The organism is Corynebacterium kutscheri (genome assembly GCF_000980835.1).
GTDB lineage: Bacteria > Actinomycetota > Actinomycetes > Mycobacteriales > Mycobacteriaceae > Corynebacterium > Corynebacterium kutscheri.
Window position 1 is genome coordinate 1564299 of sequence record NZ_CP011312.1, and the last position, 22600, is coordinate 1586898.

22 protein-coding genes are annotated in these 22600 nt (G+C 46.9%); 1 reads left to right on the top strand and 21 read right to left on the bottom strand.

The annotated features are described in order from the left end of the window. Positions 1-67 precede the first annotated feature (67 nt). The 21 genes from UL82_RS10880 to rho all read right to left on the bottom strand — a co-directional run bounded on the left by UL82_RS10880 (position 68) and on the right by rho (position 19911). Complete coding sequence (locus tag UL82_RS10880; RefSeq protein ID WP_083966440.1) at positions 68-352, bottom strand: hypothetical protein; 285 nt, start codon at positions 350-352, stop codon at positions 68-70. Beyond that, entirely contained in the window at positions 352-1035 is a 684-nt protein-coding gene (nucS, locus tag UL82_RS07170; protein WP_046439997.1) for an endonuclease NucS, read from the bottom strand. The genes UL82_RS10880 and nucS overlap by 1 nt, the downstream gene beginning before the upstream one ends. Before the next feature lie 46 nt (positions 1036-1081). Continuing rightward, complete coding sequence (locus UL82_RS07175; RefSeq protein ID WP_046439998.1) at positions 1082-1537, bottom strand: DUF2550 domain-containing protein; 456 nt, start codon at positions 1535-1537, stop codon at positions 1082-1084. A 203-nt stretch (positions 1538-1740) separates the two neighbouring features. Then, a complete protein-coding gene (locus UL82_RS07180) occupies positions 1741-2532 on the bottom strand; it encodes an ABC transporter ATP-binding protein (protein ID WP_269471348.1) in 792 nt (263 codons plus the stop codon). Then, positions 2522-3559, bottom strand: a complete 1038-nt coding sequence (locus UL82_RS07185; RefSeq protein WP_197719654.1) for a FecCD family ABC transporter permease — start codon at positions 3557-3559, stop codon at positions 2522-2524. Before UL82_RS07185 ends, UL82_RS07180 begins: the two co-directional genes overlap by 11 nt. Further along, positions 3560-4552 (bottom strand): FecCD family ABC transporter permease, encoded by a 993-nt coding sequence (locus tag UL82_RS07190; RefSeq protein WP_046440000.1) that lies wholly within the window; start codon positions 4550-4552, stop codon positions 3560-3562. It lies immediately after the preceding gene. 7 nt (positions 4553-4559) lie between these two features. Beyond that, positions 4560-5492 carry an ABC transporter substrate-binding protein gene (locus UL82_RS07195; RefSeq protein ID WP_046440002.1) on the bottom strand — a complete coding sequence of 311 codons (933 nt, stop codon included), beginning with the start codon at positions 5490-5492 and terminating at the stop codon, positions 4560-4562. 232 nt (positions 5493-5724) lie between these two features. After that, the gene (locus tag UL82_RS07200) at positions 5725-6096 is read right to left on the bottom strand and encodes a F0F1 ATP synthase subunit epsilon (protein ID WP_046440004.1); all 372 of its coding nucleotides are present in this window, start codon (positions 6094-6096) and stop codon (positions 5725-5727) included. 15 nt (positions 6097-6111) lie between these two features. Next, positions 6112-7557 (bottom strand): F0F1 ATP synthase subunit beta, encoded by a 1446-nt coding sequence (gene atpD, locus UL82_RS07205; RefSeq protein ID WP_046440006.1) that lies wholly within the window; start codon positions 7555-7557, stop codon positions 6112-6114. Positions 7558-7560: 3 nt separating this feature from the next. Next, a complete protein-coding gene (locus UL82_RS07210) occupies positions 7561-8541 on the bottom strand; it encodes a F0F1 ATP synthase subunit gamma (RefSeq protein WP_046440008.1) in 981 nt (326 codons plus the stop codon). Positions 8542-8595: 54 nt separating this feature from the next. After that, complete coding sequence (gene atpA / locus UL82_RS07215; protein ID WP_046440010.1) at positions 8596-10224, bottom strand: F0F1 ATP synthase subunit alpha; 1629 nt, start codon at positions 10222-10224, stop codon at positions 8596-8598. A gap of 59 nt (positions 10225-10283) precedes the next feature. Beyond that, on the bottom strand, positions 10284-11102 hold the full coding sequence (locus tag UL82_RS07220; protein ID WP_046440012.1) for a F0F1 ATP synthase subunit delta: 819 nt from the start codon (positions 11100-11102) through the stop codon (positions 10284-10286). Between the two features lie 5 nt (positions 11103-11107). Continuing rightward, on the bottom strand, positions 11108-11677 hold the full coding sequence (locus UL82_RS07225) for a F0F1 ATP synthase subunit B (protein ID WP_046440013.1): 570 nt from the start codon (positions 11675-11677) through the stop codon (positions 11108-11110). A gap of 30 nt (positions 11678-11707) precedes the next feature. Next, a complete protein-coding gene (locus UL82_RS07230; RefSeq protein WP_046440015.1) occupies positions 11708-11947 on the bottom strand; it encodes an ATP synthase F0 subunit C in 240 nt (79 codons plus the stop codon). 106 nt (positions 11948-12053) lie between these two features. Continuing rightward, the gene (atpB, locus tag UL82_RS07235) at positions 12054-12839 is read right to left on the bottom strand and encodes a F0F1 ATP synthase subunit A (RefSeq protein ID WP_046440017.1); all 786 of its coding nucleotides are present in this window, start codon (positions 12837-12839) and stop codon (positions 12054-12056) included. Between the two features lie 681 nt (positions 12840-13520). Continuing rightward, on the bottom strand, positions 13521-13979 hold the full coding sequence (locus UL82_RS07240; RefSeq protein WP_046440019.1) for a hypothetical protein: 459 nt from the start codon (positions 13977-13979) through the stop codon (positions 13521-13523). Positions 13980-14015: 36 nt separating this feature from the next. After that, positions 14016-15200: an MraY family glycosyltransferase gene (locus UL82_RS07245; protein ID WP_046440021.1), complete on the bottom strand. Its 1185-nt coding sequence runs from the start codon at positions 15198-15200 to the stop codon at positions 14016-14018. Next, on the bottom strand, positions 15201-15851 hold the full coding sequence (locus tag UL82_RS07250) for an L-threonylcarbamoyladenylate synthase (RefSeq protein WP_046440023.1): 651 nt from the start codon (positions 15849-15851) through the stop codon (positions 15201-15203). Positions 15852-15923: 72 nt separating this feature from the next. Continuing rightward, a complete protein-coding gene (gene prmC / locus UL82_RS07255; RefSeq protein ID WP_046440025.1) occupies positions 15924-16778 on the bottom strand; it encodes a peptide chain release factor N(5)-glutamine methyltransferase in 855 nt (284 codons plus the stop codon). Beyond that, positions 16778-17848 (bottom strand): peptide chain release factor 1, encoded by a 1071-nt coding sequence (gene prfA / locus UL82_RS07260; RefSeq protein WP_046440026.1) that lies wholly within the window; start codon positions 17846-17848, stop codon positions 16778-16780. Before prfA ends, prmC begins: the two co-directional genes overlap by 1 nt. Continuing rightward, positions 17848-19911, bottom strand: a complete 2064-nt coding sequence (gene rho, locus UL82_RS07265) for a transcription termination factor Rho (RefSeq protein WP_046440028.1) — start codon at positions 19909-19911, stop codon at positions 17848-17850. The genes prfA and rho overlap by 1 nt, the downstream gene beginning before the upstream one ends. A gap of 469 nt (positions 19912-20380) precedes the next feature. Between rho and UL82_RS07270 the strand changes: the two genes are divergently transcribed. Next, positions 20381-22117 (top strand): long-chain fatty-acid--CoA ligase, encoded by a 1737-nt coding sequence (locus UL82_RS07270; protein WP_046440029.1) that lies wholly within the window; start codon positions 20381-20383, stop codon positions 22115-22117. Positions 22118-22600: the final 483 nt, after the last annotated feature.

Genomic DNA, 22600 nt, shown 5'->3' on the forward strand with positions numbered 1-22600 from the left:
TTCAAATAAACCCTTTATTCCATAAGTTATCTCTGCGATAGCTACGTTGTGCCCCTTTAGTTACACGTTATCGACGCTGCCAACACGCTCTATGCCAATGCCGGCGATCATCAAGTCCTCGACCATAATCGCGTGGCCACGCTACAACATGTGCAATTCCTGGTGGGATCGTCTGATTACATCCAGGACAAATATAGTGCTTCACTGCCGCATGGGAGCCCATCTGACGAACTAAATAAATTTCGCCATGCGTCCAACCAGGGCCTTCCATTTCCTGGGTGCCATAAAACGTTGCCCCATCTTTAGGCAATGCTCGCGCACTATTGACGATGCGTCTATTTCTTCGAGCCATTAGAATAAGCGCAATTCATCCGATTCAATTCCGCGTAACGACTGATAATCAAGTGTCACACAACGAATTCCACGGTCTTCTGCGAGTGTTCGTGCTTGTGGTTTAATTTCTTGCGCAGCAAAAACACCTTTAACAGGTGCTAAGAGATCATCTCGGTTTAATAATTCCAAATAGCGGCTTAATTGTTCCACACCATCAATACCACCGCGACGCTTAATTTCTACTGCGATCGTCGTGCCATTTTTATCGCGACATAAAATATCAACCGGGCCAATTGCCGTTGGGTACTCGCGACGAATAAGTTGGTGTCCTTCGCCAAGGGTATCAATATGCTCGGCTAGCAGCTGCTGTAGATGTGCTTCTACACCGTCTTTAATAAGGCCTGGGTCTTCGCCTAAATCATAAGAAATATCTGAGTGGAAAGCCTCAATGGTGATATTAAGTTTTTCGCCCTTTTTATTTTCTACAACCCACAAGGTGGTAGTTTTTCCATCGTCAGTCATGTGTTTCTCGGTCAAGGTACACGGTGGAGTCATCCAATTCAACGGTTTATAAGCACGATCATCAGCATGAATCGATACCGAACCATCCGCTTTGACCATTAAAAGGCGATCAGCAAGCGGGAGGTGGGCTTCAAGGCGGCCAATATAATCAACTGAACATCGGGCGATGACTAAACGCATGCCCTCAAGACTAACTGAGTAACTACGCGGAACAAAGAATCAATGTTTAGCCTTGCGAAGGCTTAAATTTACGACGCAAAACTTTCGGACTCATCTTATCCATACGGACATCCGGGGCAGCTTCTACCCACGCGGTAAATGCCATCTCCATATGATTATTGCCAGCTAATTCATAATCGATTCCCTCGTGGCGAAAAAGAATAACTCGTGAGGTAGACAAAAACGAGGCCTCTTCCGCAGTTGTATCGCGGTAGCCTCGTAGTTCCACAGCGCCACGATGCAAAACAGTGTCTGCTTTGACAGCCAAAGATCGCACCATAAAATACTCAAGATCGCTGCCCCGATATCGGAAAATACCATGACGCCACCTATGTAGGCCAGAGGCAGGAAGTCGACGCAAGATTACCGAAGTTCCCTTAGAACGCAACGTCGCCAAACGCCATAAAGCCAATAAGGCGAGGATGCTTAAAATTAAGACAATGGCGTTAAAAAAATACATCATGACTTTTACACTCCCTCGCTTACTAGGCTAGCCACCACGAAATCTATATATTTTCTAAGGATTGTAGTCATGATTTTTCCAGAACAAAAAGTACAGCTTATATGCTATCTTTTTGTGTTTTTAATCAAGAAAAGCATGGTGTTATTCGATAATCTGTTACCGCATAACGCCATGCTTTTTTTAAAAAAAAGTTTGCTCTTATATCAATCGTCTATTGTCAAACATAACGGTGTGCCATCTAGCGGATTATCAATAATTGCACACTCAAGGTCAAAGACTTCTCGAATGGTTTCCACAGTGATTACTTCTTCTGGGCTGCCCACTGCTACTACCCCACCGTCGGCAAGCGCAATAATATGATCGGCAAAACGTGCAGCCTGATTTAAATCATGCAACACCATAATAATTGTTCGTCCCTGACTTCGGTTTAAACTCCGCAATAAACGAAGCACCTCATGCTGATGAGTGATATCGAGATAGGTTGTGGGTTCGTCGAGAAGCAAAATTCCGGTATCTTGTGCCAGTGCCATTGCGATCCAGGCACGTTGGCGTTGTCCACCAGATAGTTGCTCCACATCACGATCGGCAAGCTCTCGCATCCCAGCTTCATTAAGTGCGGCATCAATAATGCGCTCATCATCGTCGTCAGTTCGTGATAGCAACCGACGATGCGGATGCCGGCCAAAGCGCACCAATTCTCGCACGCTCAAGCCTTCTGGCGCAACGGGTGACTGCGGCAGCACTGCTAAAAGCTGTGCTAAACCCCGACGCGAATAATCGGTAATTTCTTTACCATCAAGAACCACTGTGCCTTCTGTAGGATCAAGAAACCGCGCAATTGTTTTTAATAACGTCGACTTTCCACAACCATTGGCCCCAATTAATGCCGTAATAGAACCATCTGGAATATCAATAGTGATATCACTTAGAATCTTATTTTCTAGGTAGCCAGCATGAAGTTGCTGCACCCTAATCCGATGCTGTTTAGCTGACACGTTGTTTTCTCCAAAGCAAATAGAGCAAATAAGGTGCACCTAAAACTGCGGTAACAATACCAGCAGGAATCTCACTAGGCACAGTAAACACTCGACCAACAACATCCGCGCTCAATAAAAGCAAGGCACCGACTAAACCAGCAGCAGGTAATAATCGCCCGGGTCGTTGGCCGACCATACCAGAGGCAATATGCGGTGCTAATAAACCTAAAAAGCTAATACCACCAGCAACTGCTACTGCCCCGGCAGAAAGTAATACGGCCACTGAAATCATAAACGTTCTTATTTTTCGTGGCTGTCTGCCTAAACCCAATATGCTTTGCTCGTTTAACCGCATAATATCGAGTAAAGCTCCACAATAAATTATTGTGGGAAAAAGAAAAAGCATTCCGATACTCAATCCAATGACTTCACTCATAGTAGTTCCATACATAGAACCAGCTAGCCAGACCATTGCTTGATTAGTATCGCCAGGGGTTTTTACCAATAAGAAAGCTGTCGCGGCATGAAACAATGCGCCAACTGCCAAACCGGTTAAAGCAATACCAGCATCGCCACGTTGAGTACTAGCGGTGAGCATAAGAACAACAGCGGCGAGTATCGCCCCACCTATAACCATTACTGGCATCAGCCAAGAAAAGGTTGCTGGCAGTACTAAAATTCCTAGTACCGCACCAAACCCAGCACCTTTTGTAATACCAACTACATCAGGTGAAGCAAGAGAATTAGACAATGCAGTTTGCAATAACACACCTGCAACAGCCAAAGATGCGCCAGCTAAAACTGCGCCTAAGGCACGTGGCAAGCGATAATTACGCACAATAAAAGCTGCCTCTGCGTGAGGATCAATAATCGCAGTCCATACCTGAGCAAGAGGAACCTGAACAGCTCCTACCGATACTGCGATGCCCACTCCAAAGACAAGCACACTAAAAATTATCGCCAACATAACCAGCGTATAGCGCAGCGTATGTAACCGCCTTATTTTTGCTTTCAACAGTAGGCAAAAATAGTTCATCGAAACCATTTATTTCTTCCTTCCTACTGCACGAGCAAGAAACAAAAATACTGGCGCACCAATAAGCGCCGTAAGTACGCCAACTGGGGTTTCTGAAGGCCACATAATAATGCGTGCTCCAATATCTGCTAGCACAAGCAGTATCGCCCCAACCAGTGCGCATAGTGGGAACTCCCACATCGGAGCTCGGCCAATAAGCGCTCGAACCACATGGGGAACAATCAAGCCCACAAAACCAATAGGACCAGCGACAGCTACTGATGTGCCAGCGAGAATAATCACCAGGATCGTCGCACCACTAATGGTTCGTAGATAAGGGATTCCTAATCCAGTGGCAATTTCGCGTCCTAAACCTAATGCTTGAATAGAACGAGAGCACGCAATAGCCAATAACAACATAGCCGTAACTAATGGAACAGCAAGACGTACCTTGTCCCACTGTGCACCAGCTAAAGATCCATTCATCCAAAATACGACATCGACGGCACGTTCATTAAGTACAGCAAGAGCCTGAATAAGCGCCGTACATAATAAATGCACTGCCATACCAGCTAATGCCAATACAACTGGACCACGCCGGGATCCCAGACTAAAAAGCATGACTGCAAAGCCGCCCAAACAAGCACCAAAAAACGCTGGCCATACCCCGCTACCAATATTCCAACCAAGCACAATATATGCCACCATTGCTAAAGCAGCGGTGGCATTAATGCCCAAAGTTTGGGGGGAGGCTAATGGGTTGCGTGTTACCAATTGCATAATGGCACCAGATACTGCCAAAGCAGCACCAATAACCAGTGCCAATATACCGCGAGGTAACCGAATATAGGTCACGGTTGTTAATGCGGGAGCATCCCAATTTCGGTCATGAAATGCTTGGATGATGCTCTGCGGGCTATGGGTACTTGCGCCAATAAAAAGGCTTACTACCAAGGCCACAATAAGTAACACAGATAACGCAATAGTCAATGTCCACCGATAAGCAGTGGATTTTTTACTCATCTAGCTGTTATTGCAACTTAGAAACTACATCCGATGCAATATGCTCAGCCGTGGTAAGACCACGGAAGCGGGTGTAAAGGTTTCGGTCAACATCGAAACGTGAATTTGGCGTGGAATTAGCTGTCATATTGTCCCACACTGGGTTACCTTCCCACGAGCTGGTAACCGGATTTTTTACGTCGCTAGCAACCAACAGCACATCAGGATTGACCTCAGCAATACGCTCTAGGCTGGCATCTTCATAAGCCTTATCGCTTTTGACTGGTACTTCAATGCCGATCTCTTCAATCACTGATCCTACGAAAGAATCGGAGGTAGCGATACGTAGTGAATCCTCGCGTGCAGTAACCAATTGCACGGTACGTGGATCAAGTGTGGCAGCAGTTGCTTTAATTTCTTCCATACGCTGCTCATGTTCACTTACTACCTGCTCACCCTGTTTTTTATCACCTAAGCTTTCGGCGATAACAACGGTGTTTTTCTTCATATCTTCATAAGAGCCTTCACGACTATTAAGAACAATTGTTGGGGCAATCGCCGAAAGCTGTTCATAGATATCTGAGTGCCGATCCGTATCAGCGATAATCAGATCTGGCTGCAAGCTAGCAATAATCTCCTGGTTTGGCTCTGAACGAGTACCTACCGAGGTGTAGTTTAGTTGGTCACCAGCTAGTTGAGTAATACGGCTTTCATCATCGTCGTCAGCAATACCTACTGGAACTGTATCTAAGGTAAGCAATGCATCAACAAAGGAAAATTCCAAGGCAACAACAGACTCAATCGGTCCGTTAAGGGTGGTTTCTCCCTTATCGTGGCTCACAGTAACAGTTTGCTTTGTTGCGGTGTCATTGGTTGCAGTCTGGCTACTATCTGTAGAACAAGCAGCTAGCCCCAAAGCGGCGCATACCGAAGTTACCAATAAAGTCCTGAGTACAGACATGATTTTCCTTTCCTTGAGGGAGGGAGGGAATAATTACGGATAAAACCATACGTAGCCTAACCTTAAATATCAATATTTTGATGTCTTTAGCCCGCATCTTTTTATCGACCCCGAACTAAATAATTGTATTTCTACATCAATAGCAAAAATATAATGGTTCCCCTACTCAGAGTTGCACAAATAAAACATCCGGTGAGCTACTAGAACTCACCGGATGTTTAATGGCAAAACTTTAAGCCTCTGCGCTACGACGCACAGCTTTTAGCTCAGCCTCAGCACGTGCCTTCGATACCTTATTGTCTGCACTTAATTGCGATTGTGCTGCCGAAGAATCAACCTCATCAGCCCATACCGCATAGTCAGCAAGAATGGTGACCTTATCTTTAGAGATAGATAGGAAACCACCCTGGACAGCAGCAGTTAGCTTGCTGCCTTCAACAGGACGGATTGTCACAACACCATTATCGACCAATTGGCCAAGCATGGGTTCATGACCAGGCAGCACACCGATCTCACCCTCGGTAGTTTGAGCAGTAACAATGGTGGCTTTACCCGACCATAGCTTGCGCTCTACAGCCACCAACTCAACGGTGATGTCAGCCATGTGCTCCCCCTTTCCCTACTTCTCGGTCAGCTTCTTATAGGCTGCCTCAACATCGTCCAAACCGCCCAAACCATTAAAGGCCTGCTCTGGGTAGTGGTCGAAGTCGCCATTGCAAATACGCTCGAAAGCATCAATGGTCTCAGACAATGGAACATAAGAACCTGGAATACCAGTGAACTTTTCTGCAACGAAGAAATTCTGGCCAAGGAATCGTTCCAGGCGACGAGCACGCTGAACAGTAATCTTGTCCTCTTCAGAAAGCTCATCCATACCAAGGATGGCAATAATATCCTGAAGCTCTTTATTCTTCTGCAAAATATTGATTACCCGCTGCGCGACAGAGTAGTGACGCTCACCAACAATACCTGGCTCAAGGATACGAGAGGTTGAGGTCAGCGGATTCACTGCTGGGTAAATACCCTTCGAAGCAATACCACGATCCAACTCGGTCGTAGCATCCAAGTGTGCGAAGGTTGTTGCTGGAGCTGGATCGGTATAGTCGTCGGCAGGCACATAAACAGCCTGCAGCGAAGTAATCGACTTACCTTTTGTCGAGGTAATACGCTCCTGAAGAATACCCATCTCATCAGCCAAGGTTGGCTGATAGCCCACAGCCGAAGGCATACGACCCAACAAGGTTGACACCTCGGAACCAGCCTGAGTAAAACGGAAAATATTATCGATGAATAGCAGCACGTCCTGATGCTGAACATCGCGGAAATACTCCGCCATGGTCAAACCGGACAAAGCCACCCGCATACGAACTCCTGGTGGCTCATCCATTTGGCCGAATACCAAGGCGGTGTCTTGCAACACGCCCATTTCTTCCATTTCCAAGTGCAAGTCGGTACCCTCACGAGTACGCTCACCAACACCGGCAAACACGGAAGTACCAGAAAACTCACGGGCAATACGGGTAATCATTTCCTGAATAAGAACTGTCTTACCCACACCAGCACCACCGAAGAGACCAATCTTTCCGCCCTTAACATAAGGGGTCAACAGATCGATAACCTTAATGCCGGTTTCAAGAATCTCAGTCTTGCCTTCCAACTGATCGAATGGTGGTGGATCACGGTGGATACCCCACTGCTCACCATCACGTCCAAGGCCTGGCTCGTCAAGGCAATCGCCTAAAGCATTGAAAACATGGCCCTTTACAACATCGCCCACCGGAACAGAAATTGGTCGCTGGGTATCAGTTACCACAGCACCGCGAACAAGTCCGTCGGTAGGCGCCATGGAAATGGTACGCACAAGGTTATCGCCTAAATGCTGGGCAACCTCAAGCGTAATGGTTTTTGCGACTGCTTCGAGAGTAACCTCGACAGTCAACGCGTTAAACAGTGCCGGCAGCTCGCCACGTGGAAACTCCACGTCAACGACCGGACCGATGACGCGCACAACGCGGCCAGCAGTAGTAGACTGCGCTGCGTTTTGCTCAGTAAGAGCTGTGGTCATAATCTAGTCACTTTCTGCGCTTTCGGCGAGCGCGCCAGCGCCACCGACAATCTCTGTAATTTCCTGGGTAATCTGCGCCTGACGTGCCTGGTTTGCTACTCGTGAAAGATCCTTCACAAGCTCGGTGGCATTATCAGTTGCAGACTTCATAGCGTTTCGACGCGATGCCGACTCGGCAGCCGCAGCCTCCAAGAAGTAGGAGAACAAGGTGCGCGAAACATATTGTGGTAACAAGGCCTCTAATAGAACTTCAGCACTCGGCTCAAACTCAAAGTCTGGTTCCGGTTGACCAGAATCAGTTAAGATTCCTTCTTCCATCGGAGGATAATCTGGGCTTTCAATAACCGGAACAATCGGCAATAGTTGGTGAGCACGAGCGGTCTGAGTCAACATCGACTCGAATTCTGTGTACACCACGTGCACAGAATCAAAACCAACTACTGGAGTGTGTTCATCTGTATTAAGCCCTTGACGGTATTTAGCCGTGCCCTCAGAACCAGCAAGGAAGCCATCAATGAGGTGACGACGCACATCATGGGTTTGTTTCCATGTTGGATCCTGAGAGAAACCAGACCAAGCTCCGGCGACATCTTCACCGCGGAACTTATAGTAGCCGACTCCCTTATTACCTGTTACGTATCGCACGACCTCATAACCAGATTCTTCAAGAAGCTTTTGTAACTCAGCTGCTTTCTTGAAGACGTTATAGTTATACCCGCCGGCCATACCGCGATCACTCGATACCACCAGAACAGCAGCACGCTTAGCATTTTCACGTTCTTGAAGCATCGGGTGATCAAGAGAACAAGCCGCAGCCAGACGTTCCATCACATTGTGGAGCTCGGTGGCATAAGGCTGTGCAGCCTCGACCCTGGCTTGAGCTTTAGTAATACGCGATGTCGCGATCAGCTCCTGAGCCTTGGTAATCTTCTTCGTCGAATTGACCGATTTAATGCGGTCGCGTAATTCCCGAAGATTAGCCATGAGTCTTTCGCCTCCCTTCTTTTCCTTGATGGGTCATGGAAAATAAGCTCATGCTTATTTCTTGACCGACAGCGTGTTCTTCTTTACTTGTTCCTCAGGAAGAGCTTCAACTTCTGCCTCATTGATAACTGGGGTGCCATCAGTGGTTTGGAAGGTGAGCTTAAACTCCTCAGTTGCTGCCACCAGAGTTTCTTGAGATTCTTCTGAAAGCTGGTTTCCACCAGCAATTTGTTCAAAGACCTCGCTATGGTTAGCCATCAAACTATCAATGAGTTCAGCTTCAAAGCGACGGATATCTTCAACGGGAACATTATCGAAGTAGCCTTCACCAGCCAACCAAATTGAGACAATCTGGTGTTCAACAGTCTGTGGCGTATTCTCCGCCTGTTTCAATAGCTCAACCAGACGAGCTCCGCGGTTAAGTTGTGCCTTGGATGCTGCATCCAAATCAGAGGCGAATGCAGCGAACGCTTCCAGGTCACGGAAAGCAGCTAGGTCTAAACGAAGCGAACCAGAAACCTTCTTCATACCCTTAGTCTGTGCAGCACCACCCACACGAGACACGGACACACCGACGTTAATAGCAGGACGAACACCCTTGTTAAACAAATCAGACTCTAGGAAGACCTGACCGTCAGTAATCGAAATAACGTTGGTGGGGATGAAAGCAGAAACGTCATTTGCCTTAGTCTCGATAATCGGCAATGCCGTCATCGAACCTGCACCCATATCATCAGATAACTTAGCGGCGCGTTCTAGCAAACGAGAGTGCAAATAGAAAACATCGCCTGGATATGCTTCACGTCCTGGTGGACGACGCAACAGCAAGGAAATTGCACGGTAAGCCTCGGCTTGCTTGGTCAAATCATCATAAATAACCAATACGTGATTGCCTTGATACATCCAGTGCTGGCCAAGGGCAGCACCAGCAAAAGGTGCCAGCCACTTAAAACCGGCAGAATCAGATGCCGGGGCAGCGACGATAGTGGTGTATTCTAATGCGCCATGCTCCTCAAGGGTTCTACGCACGGCAGCAATAGTGGAGCCTTTCTGGCCAATAGCGACATAAATACAACGAACTTGCTTCGTCTTATCGCCAGATTCCCAGTTGGCTTTCTGGTTCAAGATAGTGTCAATACAAACAGCAGTCTTACCAGTCTTGCGGTCACCAATGATCAACTGACGCTGACCACGACCAATGGGGGTCATCGCATCAATAGCCTTGATGCCGGTTTGCATTGGCTCGGAAACTGGCTGACGCTGAAGCACAGATGGTGCCTGAAGTTCTAGCACGCGGTCTTCTTCTGCTTCAATAGCGCCCAAGCCGTCGATTGGCTGACCTAATGGGTTAATAACGCGCCCAAGGAAGTTATCGCCAACTGGAATCGACAAAACGTCGCCAGTTCGTTTAACTTCGTCGCCTTCTTTTAGGGTTTCGTAGTTACCCAGGACCACAACACCAATACGATCAGTATCAAGGTTTTGTGCGACGCCGATGACGCCACCTGGGAACTCAAGGAGCTCATTCGCCATAACTGATGGTAGGCCAGAAACCTGTGCAATACCATCAGCGGCTGAAATGACCACGCCGACCTCCTCACGGGAGGCCTCCGCGGAGTAGCTCGCGGTGTAGTTCGCAATCGCGCTACGAATCTCATCGGAGGAGATCGTAAGCTCCGCCATGTTCTTCCTGCTCTCGGTAGTTTCTTCCAGCAATGTTTTCTTTTTCTTGTCGTGTTGGTTTAAACAAATTGTGTTCGGAGCTTCTCAAGTTTGCCTGAGGTAGATCCGTCAATAACTTCATTGCCAACTCGGATAACCATGCCACCGAGGAGGCTGGGTTCAACCTCAGAGTGGATGTTTATCTCACGACCATAAATGCGCTCTAACTTGGTTGCCAGTGCCTGACTCTGTGTGTCGCTTAAAGGCGCAGCGGAGACAACATAAGCGATATCGCGTCCTTGCAGGGCAGCAACCTCCTTGGCGAGGTTGAGCATATCGTCGATAGCGTTATTTTCGCGTCGCCCGATCACCTGCAATGCAAGGGCTTCGGTTACGGCAGTTACTTTCCCATAAAGTACCTGCGCTAATAATTCCCGCTTACGCGTTGCATTTGTGCTGCGATCATCAAGTAAAAGGGTTAACTCTGACTGCTTAAGTAGCACTCGAGAAAGTCCGAAAAGTTCGTCTTCAACTTTCTTTAGTTGTCCCTGTCGTTCAGCGGACCGAAGCAATGCGTGACGCCCTAGCTTAACCAATCCGGTACGGAATTCCCGTGGGGTAGACCATTCTTGGCGAGCTGCAGCTAATAGCAACTCCAAAGTGGATTGGGATACTTTTCCGGTGAACACAGCAGATACAAGGTCTACTCGCTGATCAGCGCTATTCGAAGTATCGGCAATAGCAATGCGCAAAGTGCGCTCATTGTCTAATACTTCAACAACGTCGAAAAGCTCAGCGCCAACTTGTGAGGCTACGGCAACACCACTCTCGTTCTCCCATAAGATGCTATCTAGCTGGGAAATGACGAATGCGAGTGCATCGCGGCTTGCTGCGTGCATAGTGCTCACTTTCCTGCGGGAGTAATAGAGTCGAGATCAGCCAAGAACTTATCAATGGTGCCAGAGCGCTTCGCTTCGTCAGAGAGGTGATCTCCTAACAGACGCTCGGCCAAAGTAATAGAGTTCTGTCCCATCTCACGGCGAAGTTCGGCAATAACTTGCTCACGTTGAGCGGCTAGCTGCTTCTCGCCAGACTCGATGATGCGGGCACTCTGCTCATTAGCTGCAGCAACAGCTTCTGCTTCAATCTGCTTGCCTCGATTACGGGCTTCTTCACGGATTTCAGCAGCTTCTGCACGAGCTTCGGCAAGCTGAGAGTTGTACTTTTCAAGTGCAGCCTTTGCTTCAGCTTGTACAGCTTCTGCACGCTGAATGCCGCCCTTGATCCGATCCTCACGCTCGGAAAGGACTTCTATAAACTTTGGAAGAAAAAACTTCCAAAAGAGAATTCCAATGACAACGAACACGACGAGCGACCAGACGATATCGTAACCCGCCGGCAAGAGGATGTTCGGTGGATCCTCAAGAGGAAGCTTCTCCCCCTCTGCGGCTAAGTAAGTAATGACGTTCGTCATGTGTTTTGTTCCTTCGTGAATCGTTGATTATTAGAGGATAAAACCAGCTGCAAGACCAATAAGTGCAAGAGCCTCAACGAACGCAATGCCAAGGAACATGGTAGTACGCAGCTGTCCGGCCATCTCTGGTTGGCGAGCCATACCTTCAAGAGCCTTACCAACAAGGATGCCAATACCTAGACCTGGGCCGATGGTGGCAACACCATAGCCAAGAGCAGAGATAGAACCAGTGATGCCTTCAGCACCCTGCGACAAAATGGTTTCTTTCATGAGAATGTCGTTCCCTTTCTAGTTACTCAGAATGATCTGAGTAAGAAAAAAATATGAGTGTTGTAGTGACTACGATCCGCAAAGTAAATCGCTGGTCAAATATTCATCAGTGTTCATCTGCATGTAGCGATAGTTCGATATACACAGCCACCAGCAGGGCGAAGATATATGCCTGCAAGAAAATGACCAATAGCTCAAACAAAGTAAATGCAACACCAACAATGATCGTCACTGCCGATAGTGCCGTCCAACCGTTCATCTGCCAGAAGAAGAAATTCGTTGCAGAGAAGATCAAAACCAAAATGATGTGACCAACAAGCATATTGGCCATCAAACGAATGGTTAGAGTTACCGGACGCAAAATAAAGGTAGAGAGAAACTCTAGCGGTACCACAAGTAAATGCAATGCTCGCGGTAGGTTCGGAATAACCAGAGAGGAACGCATGTACTTAAAGAACCCGTACCTTTTTGCACCTGCATAGATGAAGGCAATGTAACCAAAAACAGCTAGTACCAACGGCATACCAACACGTGCATTTGGGGACACGTTCAAAAATGGAATAACCGAGGGCAAGTTCATTGCAAACACAACGAAGAAAATGGTGGCAATAACAGGAAGGAAACGTCGCCCTTCTTTTTTGCCCAGAATATCTTCTGCGATATGAATACGAACAAAATCCAGCATATACTCGGCAACATTTTGCAAACCGCTAGGAACCAGCTTGGGGTTACGCAAAGCGATAAGAAAAAATACAGCCAATACTACTGCCATCAAAAGACGGACGAACATCAGACGGTCGATGGTGAACCAGCCACCCGCCACATCGGCGAGCCACAACGGATCCGGGAAAAATTCGTGTGCAATGTCGGGCGCATGAAAGGTGCCCTTCATCGACAGTGTTGTAACGCTCAGCGTTCTCTCCCGTGTTCGGGCCGCGAAAAGATTCACGGTGCGATGGACGTCTTAAAAACTCACTGCAGTTACCTCAGACTCCTTCGCACATCTTTGGCAACTCCAGGGGCTCTTACCCAAATGCACTGGCCGATAACGACAAGCGCAGGTAACCCGCTGAATAGACTATCAGGGACAACTTATCTAAACCCACTCAAAATAGGGGCAATGGCACCCGTTGGAATTACCTTCGTGATTTATGCCGCATAAACAGCACAAATAGAAAATGTAAGGTCAATCACATTATTAACGACGGGGGTACCCTATTAGTGATACCTTTTTCAATACCGGTTAAATCGCATCAACTGATCACTGACTCAATAGGCGCAATATAGCCTATTAACAGTGCTTTTCCATCCTCAGTAATCAATACGCCAAATATATGGAACGTCAATAAAACACAAAGCAACACATAGTCATATAGTGAGATGCATATTACTAATCACCAGTGCAATGCTCCACAAAACACCGGCCACTTTAAGGAGAAATCCCCCCGAACACCCCTTTTATTTACTATTTCAATAATAAAACACCGCCACATCTCCCTCAGACATATCCCAAGATAGTGGCGGTGTTGTATTTTTCTTATTTCACAGCACTGTGTGTCACATAATCACATAATTAACCAACATAGGTTACTCGTGTAGTAATAACTGCCCAGGTCTCTGCAGCTAAAGTGATCACCAATGCCGTAACGACGGTAACAAACATCGCAATGTTGTCATAAAAAGTCAGATCTCTGATAAGCGCCAAAATAGCAATAAAAACAACGATTTTAATCAACCAACCGCCAAGCACGATGATCCCAGTCGTTGCTGCCGAAGTATCTGCAGCAACAAGTACGCTCAACGCAGTAAGAAGTACAAATCCACCACCAATTGCGGCACCAATAAGAACTCCCCAAATTCCCGGTAACCCAGAAACTGCGCCCCACCCCATCAACGACAAAATAGTAAAGACAAGCAGGCTCCTCGCACCGATCCGTAAGGCACGAATAAGTGGACGTCGATGATCAGTGAAATCGGTGTCCTGTGTGCTAGTACTCGAATTCGATGTAGTGTTAGCAGCGTTGTCAGTCACGAAATCGGATTTTAGCGTATCGACGATGCTTCTACCTCATCGAGGCTCTGTCTCTTTAAGAATCTTTAATCGCCGTGCGTCATTTGTTACTACCCGTGCCCGACGCACTGGACCCCAGGTCGCAATAAGAGCAATAATTGCAGCGATCACAATACCAATAACTGCAACAAGCGTCGGGACAACTGAAAAACTCACTGCTCCAAAAGCAATAACCGACACCCATAAATAAAGAATAAGAACTACTCGTCGATGAGTGTGTCCTAAAGATAAAAGTCGATGATGTAAATGCATCTTATCGGCACTAAAAGGATGCATTCCTTTACTCATTCGACGCACCACCGCCATAAATAAATCCAGCAATGGAATAAAAACAGCAGCAATGACCACCAAAATAGGGCTAAGCAATGCGATCATGTCCACTGTGCCATACAGACTCATATTGATTTTTCCACTTGCCGATGTTGAGGCCGCTGCAAGTAAAATCCCAATAAGCATGGAACCGGAATCACCCATAAAAATCCGAGCAGGCTCAAAATTGTGTGGCAAAAATCCGACACATATCCCCACTAATGCAGCAGCAATAATAGCTGGTGGATAGGCAGAAACCATACCACCTTGGTCATGCAAAATAGTCAACGAAAAAACTAGAATTGCCAACCCGGCAATCATTCCTAAGCCAGCAGCTAAGCCATCAAGGCCGTCAACAAAGTTAATGGCATTAATTAAAGTAACAGTAAACAAAGTTGTTACCAGCGTTGAGGAAAATTGGTCTAACACCAGTGTTGTGCCACCACCGAATGGCACAAACAATAATGTCCAGGTCAAACCTAATAGACTCATCACCACTGCGGCTAGAAATTGCCCTATAAGCTTGGTTAAAGCATCTAGTTCTACTAGATCATCAACCACACCAACAATGACAATAATAAAAGCGCCCCATAAAACTGCTGACATTTCCGGAGTGACCGGTTGAAAACCACGTGTTAACGCTGGTAGTTGACTTGCAAGCAGCACCGCCCCCAAAAAACCAGTAAACATCGCTACCCCGCCTAACCGTGGCGTAGGTACTGCGTGAACATCGCGTTCTCGAATCTCACTAATCTGTCCGGTTTTCACCATGAGATATCGAACTATTCCGGTACTTAGGTACGTCAAAGCTGCCGCTACGAGTAGGATAAGTCCTAGTTCACGCAACGGCACGCCTGCGACACCCGCACCCATTTAACGCAGCGTCTCTACGTCTAGATCAAGCACTTGAGCCACGCGCTCAGCACTAATAGCGCCCTCCCGCAAAATCTTTGGTTGACTACTCGAAAGATCAATAATTGTTGAAGCTTGTCCTAGTTGGCATTGTCCACCGTCAAGATAAACAGAAATATGAGTACCTAATTGTTCTTTTGCCTCCGCAACGGTTGCCGCCGGTGGATTTCCAGAAATATTTGCACTCGATACAGCCATCGGGCCGGTTTCCCGTAATAACTCAATAGCGACAGGGTGCAATGGCATACGTAACATAACAGTGCCTCGGGTATCACCTAAGTTCCAGGGCAAACTAGGAGCTTGTGGCACCACCATAGACAAAGCACCCGGCCAAAAAGCCTCAATAAGAGTGCGCATTTGCTCGGTGTAATTAGCCACTAGGCCTCTCGCAGTATCCCAACTGCCTACTAACACTGGAACTGGCATATCTGGCCCACGACGTTTAGTGTCAAGCAATTTAGCAACTGCATCATTGTTAAACGCATCGCAACCTAAACCATACAAAGTATCGGTAGGCATTACGACGAGCCGACCCGCCTGAACAGCACTCACTGCTGCTTTAAGCCCGGTTGTACGCATAGCTGGATCACTACAATTATAAATTCGGCTCATTTTAAGATCACATCGCCTTTAAAAACTTTTCAAATTTTTCTTCCGACAGTTTACCTGGCATTTACGGCTTTCCTATGATCGCCTCGTGGCAAGCACAAATCGATTACGTCCAGTCAGGTCCGCCATAGTTCTTATATCCCTAAACAATCCAGTGTCTTCAAAGGCTGCAATCACCGCAGCACTTGTTGTGTCATCGTGTTCGATACCTATTTGTCCGCCTGGTTTTAATAGTGCAGCTGACCGAGTTATTAGTTTCGGAATAAGCTGCATCCCATCCCCCCCAGAAAAAACCGCCATATGTGGGTCAAAAGATACTTCAGGTTCAAGTTCTTTTTCACTTCGTTCTGGCACATAAGGTGGATTGGTAACCAATAGATCTACTGTGCCATTTAGTTCTGCTAATGTCGTCGCAAGGCTAGCATCTTGCCTGGTTAAAGAAATATTTAACCCAGCAGCAGCAAAATTTTTACGAGCATATTCAGCAGCTATATTGCTAAGTTCTACCGCATATACCCTCGTCTTTGGGTGAGCATTTTTAATATATGCGGCTAATGCGCCTGAGCCAGTGCATAAATCCACGCAGATAAGATCATTTTCACCTTCAGAAAACTTTTTTTCTAATTCTTTTTCTGCCCACTGAGCTAATACTTCGGTTTCTGGGCGTGGAATAAAAACTCCGGGACCAACGCTAAATCGAAGCGGGCCAAAATAAGCTTCTTCTAAAATGTGCTGCAATGGAACCCGTTGTGCGCGTAGTTTGATGTATTCAAAAAACTCAGCAGGAACCTCGTCACGCATATGAAATGTAATTTCTAATGGTGCTACCCCTAATACATGAGCTGCTATTGCATGAGTATCGTAACGCGGAGAGGCCACCCCGGCCTGAGCTAGGGTGGCCTCCGCCTCACGCAAGGCGTGAAAAAGCATTACTCTGCCTCAAGCCTTTCCGCACGCTCGGCAGCCTTAAGGGCATTAAAAAGATCACCGAGTTCACCATCAAGAACGGTATCTAGATTATTAGCTTTAAAACCAATTCGGTGATCCGAAATACGGTTTTCTGGCCAATTATAGGTACGAATTCGTTCTGAACGATCCATTGTGCGCACCTGTGCAGCACGGCCTTCCGCAGCTTCTTGATCTGCTTGTTCTTCTGCTAATGCTTGCAATCGTGCGGCCAGCACTTGCATAGCGCGCGCCTTATTCTGAATCTGCGAGCGTTCCTTCTGACAGGTCACAACCAAACCAGTAGGGAGATGAGTAATACGCACCGCCGAGTCAGTGGTGTTCACACCCTGACCACCTTTACCAGAAGAACGGTAAACATCGACGCGAATATCTTTATCATCGATTTCCACTTCACTTACTTCATCTGGTTCTGGGTAAACCAAAACACCTGCAGCAGAAGTCTGAATACGACCTTGAGATTCAGTTACAGGCACACGCTGCACTCGGTGCACGCCACCTTCAAATTTGAAGAGGCTCCAAGCACCATCACGCGAAGGCTGCTTAGAACGAATCGACAAGGTGATATCTTTCACTCCACCAAGATCAGACTCGCTAAGCCCTAGAACTTCAGTGCTAAAGCCATTCTTATCCGCATAACGCTGATACATACGTACCAATTCGCCAGCAAATAATGCAGCTTCTTCACCACCGGCACCAGCTTTGACTTCCATAACGATATCGTCACCATCATGAGGATCACGCGGTGCTAATAAATCGGCTAGTTTCTCTTCTAGTTCCACGACTTCACCAGCTAAGCGCTCTGCTTCCGCCTGGAAATCGTGATCTTCATGAGCCATTTCCTGCGCGACTTCTAGATCATCACGAGCCTGAACAAGCGCGGTATTAACATTTATGATCGGCTGTAATTCCGAATACCGCTTGGAAAGCTTTCGAAATAACTGCTGATCGCCCATTGTCTCTGGATCTGACATTTGGGCTTCAATGCCCTGGTATTCAGAGACAATATCGTCAACAGCAGAAACCTGCGCCATTAATCCTCCTCGGCTTCTTCCGCCATCGGTGCTGAGCTCATCACCTGCATCAAAAATTCGCCATTATTCTTAGTTTTCTTCAACTGCTTAATCAACAAGTCGATAGCAGCTTGGGAATCCAACGCGGAAAGAATACGACGTAGCTTGTGCATAACCCGTGCTTCCTCAGGTGCTAGCAAAAGCTCATCTTTACGAGTACCAGAAGGATTAACATCCACAGCTGGGAATACTCGGCGCTCAGAAATACGACGATCCAATTTCAGCTCCGCATTACCGGTGCCCTTGAATTCTTCGAAAATAACGGTATCGCCAGCAGAACCAGTTTCAACCATTGCAGTAGCAATAATTGTCAAAGAACCGCCATTTTCGATATTACGAGCAGCACCTAAGAAACGCTTTGGTGGATATAGAGCGTTAGAATCCACACCACCAGACAAAATGCGTCCCGAGGCAGGTGAAGAGTTATTGTACGCACGACCCAAACGAGTGATCGAGTCCAACAAAACAACAACGTCTTGGCCTTGTTCTACCAAACGCTTTGCCCGCTCAATAGCTAATTCCGCTACCGTAGTGTGCTCTGATGGTGGTCGGTCAAAAGTAGAAGCGATAACCTCACCTTTTACGCTGCGTTGCATGTCGGTAACTTCTTCAGGGCGTTCGTCGACAAGCACAACCATGAGATAGCACTCAGGATTATTAATAGCGATCGCATTAGCAATATTTTGCAAAATTGTCGTCTTACCAGCCTTAGGTGGTGACACAATTAAGGCACGTTGACCCTTACCAATTGGCATTATCAGATCAATCACACGAGTGGTCAAGATCTTTGGATCAGTTTCTAAGCGCAAACGCTGGTTTGGATACAACGGAGTGAGCTTAGAAAAATGTGGCCGTTCCTTTGCCTCTTCGACTGGAATGCCATTGACTTTTTCCACTTTCACCAATGGGTTAAAACGATGATGATTACGTCCACGACCACGCTGGTTCGAATTATCGTTAACGCGTGCCTTACCGATAATCGCATCACCAGAACGCAAACCTAATCGACGCACCATCTGTGGGTTAACATGTACATCCTGCTGCGAGGAGTGGTAACCGGTGGTACGCACAAAGGCAACGTTCTTATCGACGATATCTAGGATGCCAGCAACATCTTGCAATACCTCATCCTCGCGTGCTTCATATTCACGCCCGTCATTATTATCACGCTCTTCACGACCACGACGGTTGCGTCGATTACGGCGGTTACCACGATCGTTATAATCCCGGCGATTACCACGGTCATTGCGTGAATCATTGTCCCGCTCAGTTCGAGAAGTATCTTTTTCTTCTCTGCTCTGCTCAGATTTTTCTACAGACTCATCAGTGTTTGCATCCTGTGAACCTTCGTTGTTGCGATCTAATCGCTCAGAACGACGACGTCCGCGACGCTCACGAGGCTGTTCTGAAATAAATTCAGCAGCTTCACCAGAGGAACCATTTTTATCCACTGACTCAGTGACGGTCTCGGTAGCATCACCTTCAGTACGCGCGTCACCGTTATTTTCCCGGTATTCCCGACGAACTCGATTGCGACGTGCTCGGCGTGCAGCGGAACGAGATTCATTGACGCGAATGTGATCAGATTCAGTTGATTCTTCGGTTGTCTGAGTATTTTCTGTAGTGGTGTCACCTAAAACGTCTGTTGTTGTTTGTTTCTCAACATCTTCTGCAGTGTTAACAGAAGTTCTAGTTACTCGACGACGGCGCGAATTGGTATTTTTCGGTGCCGATGCACCAGTTTTTTCGCTGTTTTCTGGAACAGATTCGATAGTGTTCTCGGCAGGTGCCTCCGTAGCAGAAGCGCCCTGGGTGTTATCCGATTGCATTGTTTTTGTAGCACGGCGACGGCGTGGCTCCCCACCAGATACACCGCCGGTCTGAGCACCGGAAATTGCCGTAATAAGATCACCCTTACGGAGGGCGGATGTGCCTTTAAGGCCTAAATCAGCCGCGATTTTACGCAGTTCAGGCAGACGCAATGCAGCAAGATTTACTTGTGCGCCATTATCTGTATCAGCCACAGATTTCCTTTCGTTGCTTCGCCGGATAAAAACAAAATATTTTAGGAGGTTTCGGCGAGCTTAATATGAAGATTATGTATCTTTTAAACACCACACACAGACAAAATACTCCGTCTGCGTTTTCAATGACCACCCACGCACAATCGGAGCGTCCCCAATTGTCTCGGGAAAGATAAGAAGCCTCTACTACCCTTGCCAGCAGGTTCGAAAGACATTACGCAAAAAGAAGTGGGGAACTTCAATGTCTTGTACCTAAAAACCTCAAACAATGAGGAAGCTCAGCGGGAGTTTCCGGCGGTGAAAAACGATTCACCCGCCTTATACAGAAGTTCTACCTGATAAGTGTAGACCACTTTTCTTTATAACGCTAAGCCAGTAATAACACTGCGCTTACAACCAGCGATAAACTCGGTATGTAACACGTAATAACGTCGGCAAAAGCCCCTTTCACCGGGTATAGTTTTATGCCATGTTGTCAACTATGCAGGAACTGCCGCTCAACCTATCCCGGATCCTTCAATATGGCTCTCAAGTACATGGCAATTCCATTATCACCACAGCTTATGGCAACAATTTACAAGAAACTAGTTACCGCGAAGTCGGTGCTCGCGCTTCTGCACTCGCACATGCACTGTACGACGAACTAGGCATTACCGGTGACCAGCGTGTTGGCAGCTTCATGCATAACACAGTTGAGCATTTAGAAACCCTCTTTGCAGTTATGTGTATGGGAGCAGTGTTTAATCCACTCAACCGACAATTAATGAATGATCAAATTCAGCACATTATTAATCACGCAGAAGATGAAATCATCATTGCCGATCCCCTCCTTGCCGACCAACTTAGCTTTATCCTAAGCCTAGGATGTCCTACGGTACGTGCCGTTATTTTTATCGGTTCCCCAAATCTGACTGAACTTTCCCAAAAATTACCTGACAATATCAAGACATATTCCTACGAGGCACTTCTCGACGGGCGTCCCACCATTTTTGATTGGCCAATTTTGCCTGAAAACGCCGCCGCTGCCATTTGTTATTCCACGGGAACCACCGGCGCACCTAAAGGCGTTGCATATTCACAACGCTCTTTATACTTACAGTCATTATCCTTACAAACCACAAATTCCATGGCAATTACCCATGGTGAGACTTTCTTGTGCTGTGTACCTATCTATCACGTACTTAGCTGGGGTGTCCCTATTGCTGCTTTTATGTCTGGCACCTCAATGGTTTTGCCCGGTGCCGATCTTTCCCCAGCTGCGTTAGCTCGCATTATCGCTGAAACCCACCCCCGGGTTTCCCATGGAGTACCGAGTTTATGGATTCAGTTATTTGTTTATTACATGCGTAACACACCGGAACGGATGAGTTTGCAAGAAATTTTTGTTGGCGGTTCTGCCGCACCATCAATTCTTATTCGCATGTGGGAAGAACGATATGGTGTTGACGTCATCCAAGTATGGGGAATGACTGAAACCTCTACCGTCGGCACAGTTGCCCGCCCACCTCAGGGCGTTTCTGGTGAAGCACGAGAAGCCTACCGTATTTCTCAAGGACGTTTTCCAGCTTCCTTAGAGTATCGCGTGGTCAACAATGGTGAAATTCAAAGTGCAACCGACCGCAATCAAGGTGAAATTCAAGTGCGCGGCAATTGGGTTACTGCTCACTATTATCAATCACCAACAGAACAAAATAATGGCATAGCCTCCACGTTCCGCGGAGAAAAAATTGATGCCATCAACAACTCTTCCGATCAGTTCACCTCTGATGGGTGGTTACATACCGGCGATGTCGGCTCAGTTACTTCTGATGGGTTTCTCACTATTCACGACCGGGAACGCGATGTTATCCGCTCCGGTGGCGAATGGATTTATTCAGCACTGCTAGAAAATGAAATTATGGCTGCCACCAATGTCGTTGAGTGTGCAGTAATCGGCTACCCAGATAAACAATGGGGTGAGCGTCCTCTTGCAGTTACCGTACTTACCCAGGATGTGGAACCAGGACGCGCAACGGCCGAGGCACTGCGTGCCAGGCTACACGATAGCTTCCCTAAATGGATGCTGCCTGAATACTGGACTTTCGTATCCCATATTGATAAAACATCCGTCGGAAAATTCGACAAAATTAATCTTCGCCAGCATTTAGCTCAGGGCGACTACGATGTCATCGTGCTACAAGGCCCGGGCCGCGATCAAACTCGTTGACAATTCCTTTTCCTATTTTTCATGCACATTGATGCATATATGCGTCGGTAGGCATTTATACAATATTTGTCCTACTAAGCATTTTGATTAGCTATGTATTACTTCCTGCAATCGTTTGTAATATAGATTACAAACCAGGCGCGATACCGTTCACAATTCATCTAATAGATGGCTTGACACCTGATTCTTTCCGATTGTCGATTTTTTCACCAATTCACCTGATCCATCAGCGGAATCAGTAAATGTTCCCACCGAATTTTCTTAAAATATTTCCACCATTTTGCATGTTTCCACTAATAAAAGCTTAATAAAAACGAAAAAATCTTTTAAAAATATGCATTCGAAAAAAGATGGAAGATTGTGTAAAAATGAAAACTGCACCCCTTAGTGTAACCTAACATAAAGGTTAAGCCGCTTTTATGGGGTGATCATAATTATTGTCTCTACGCTGGAAGCACTAAGTTCTATACATAATTTATAAAT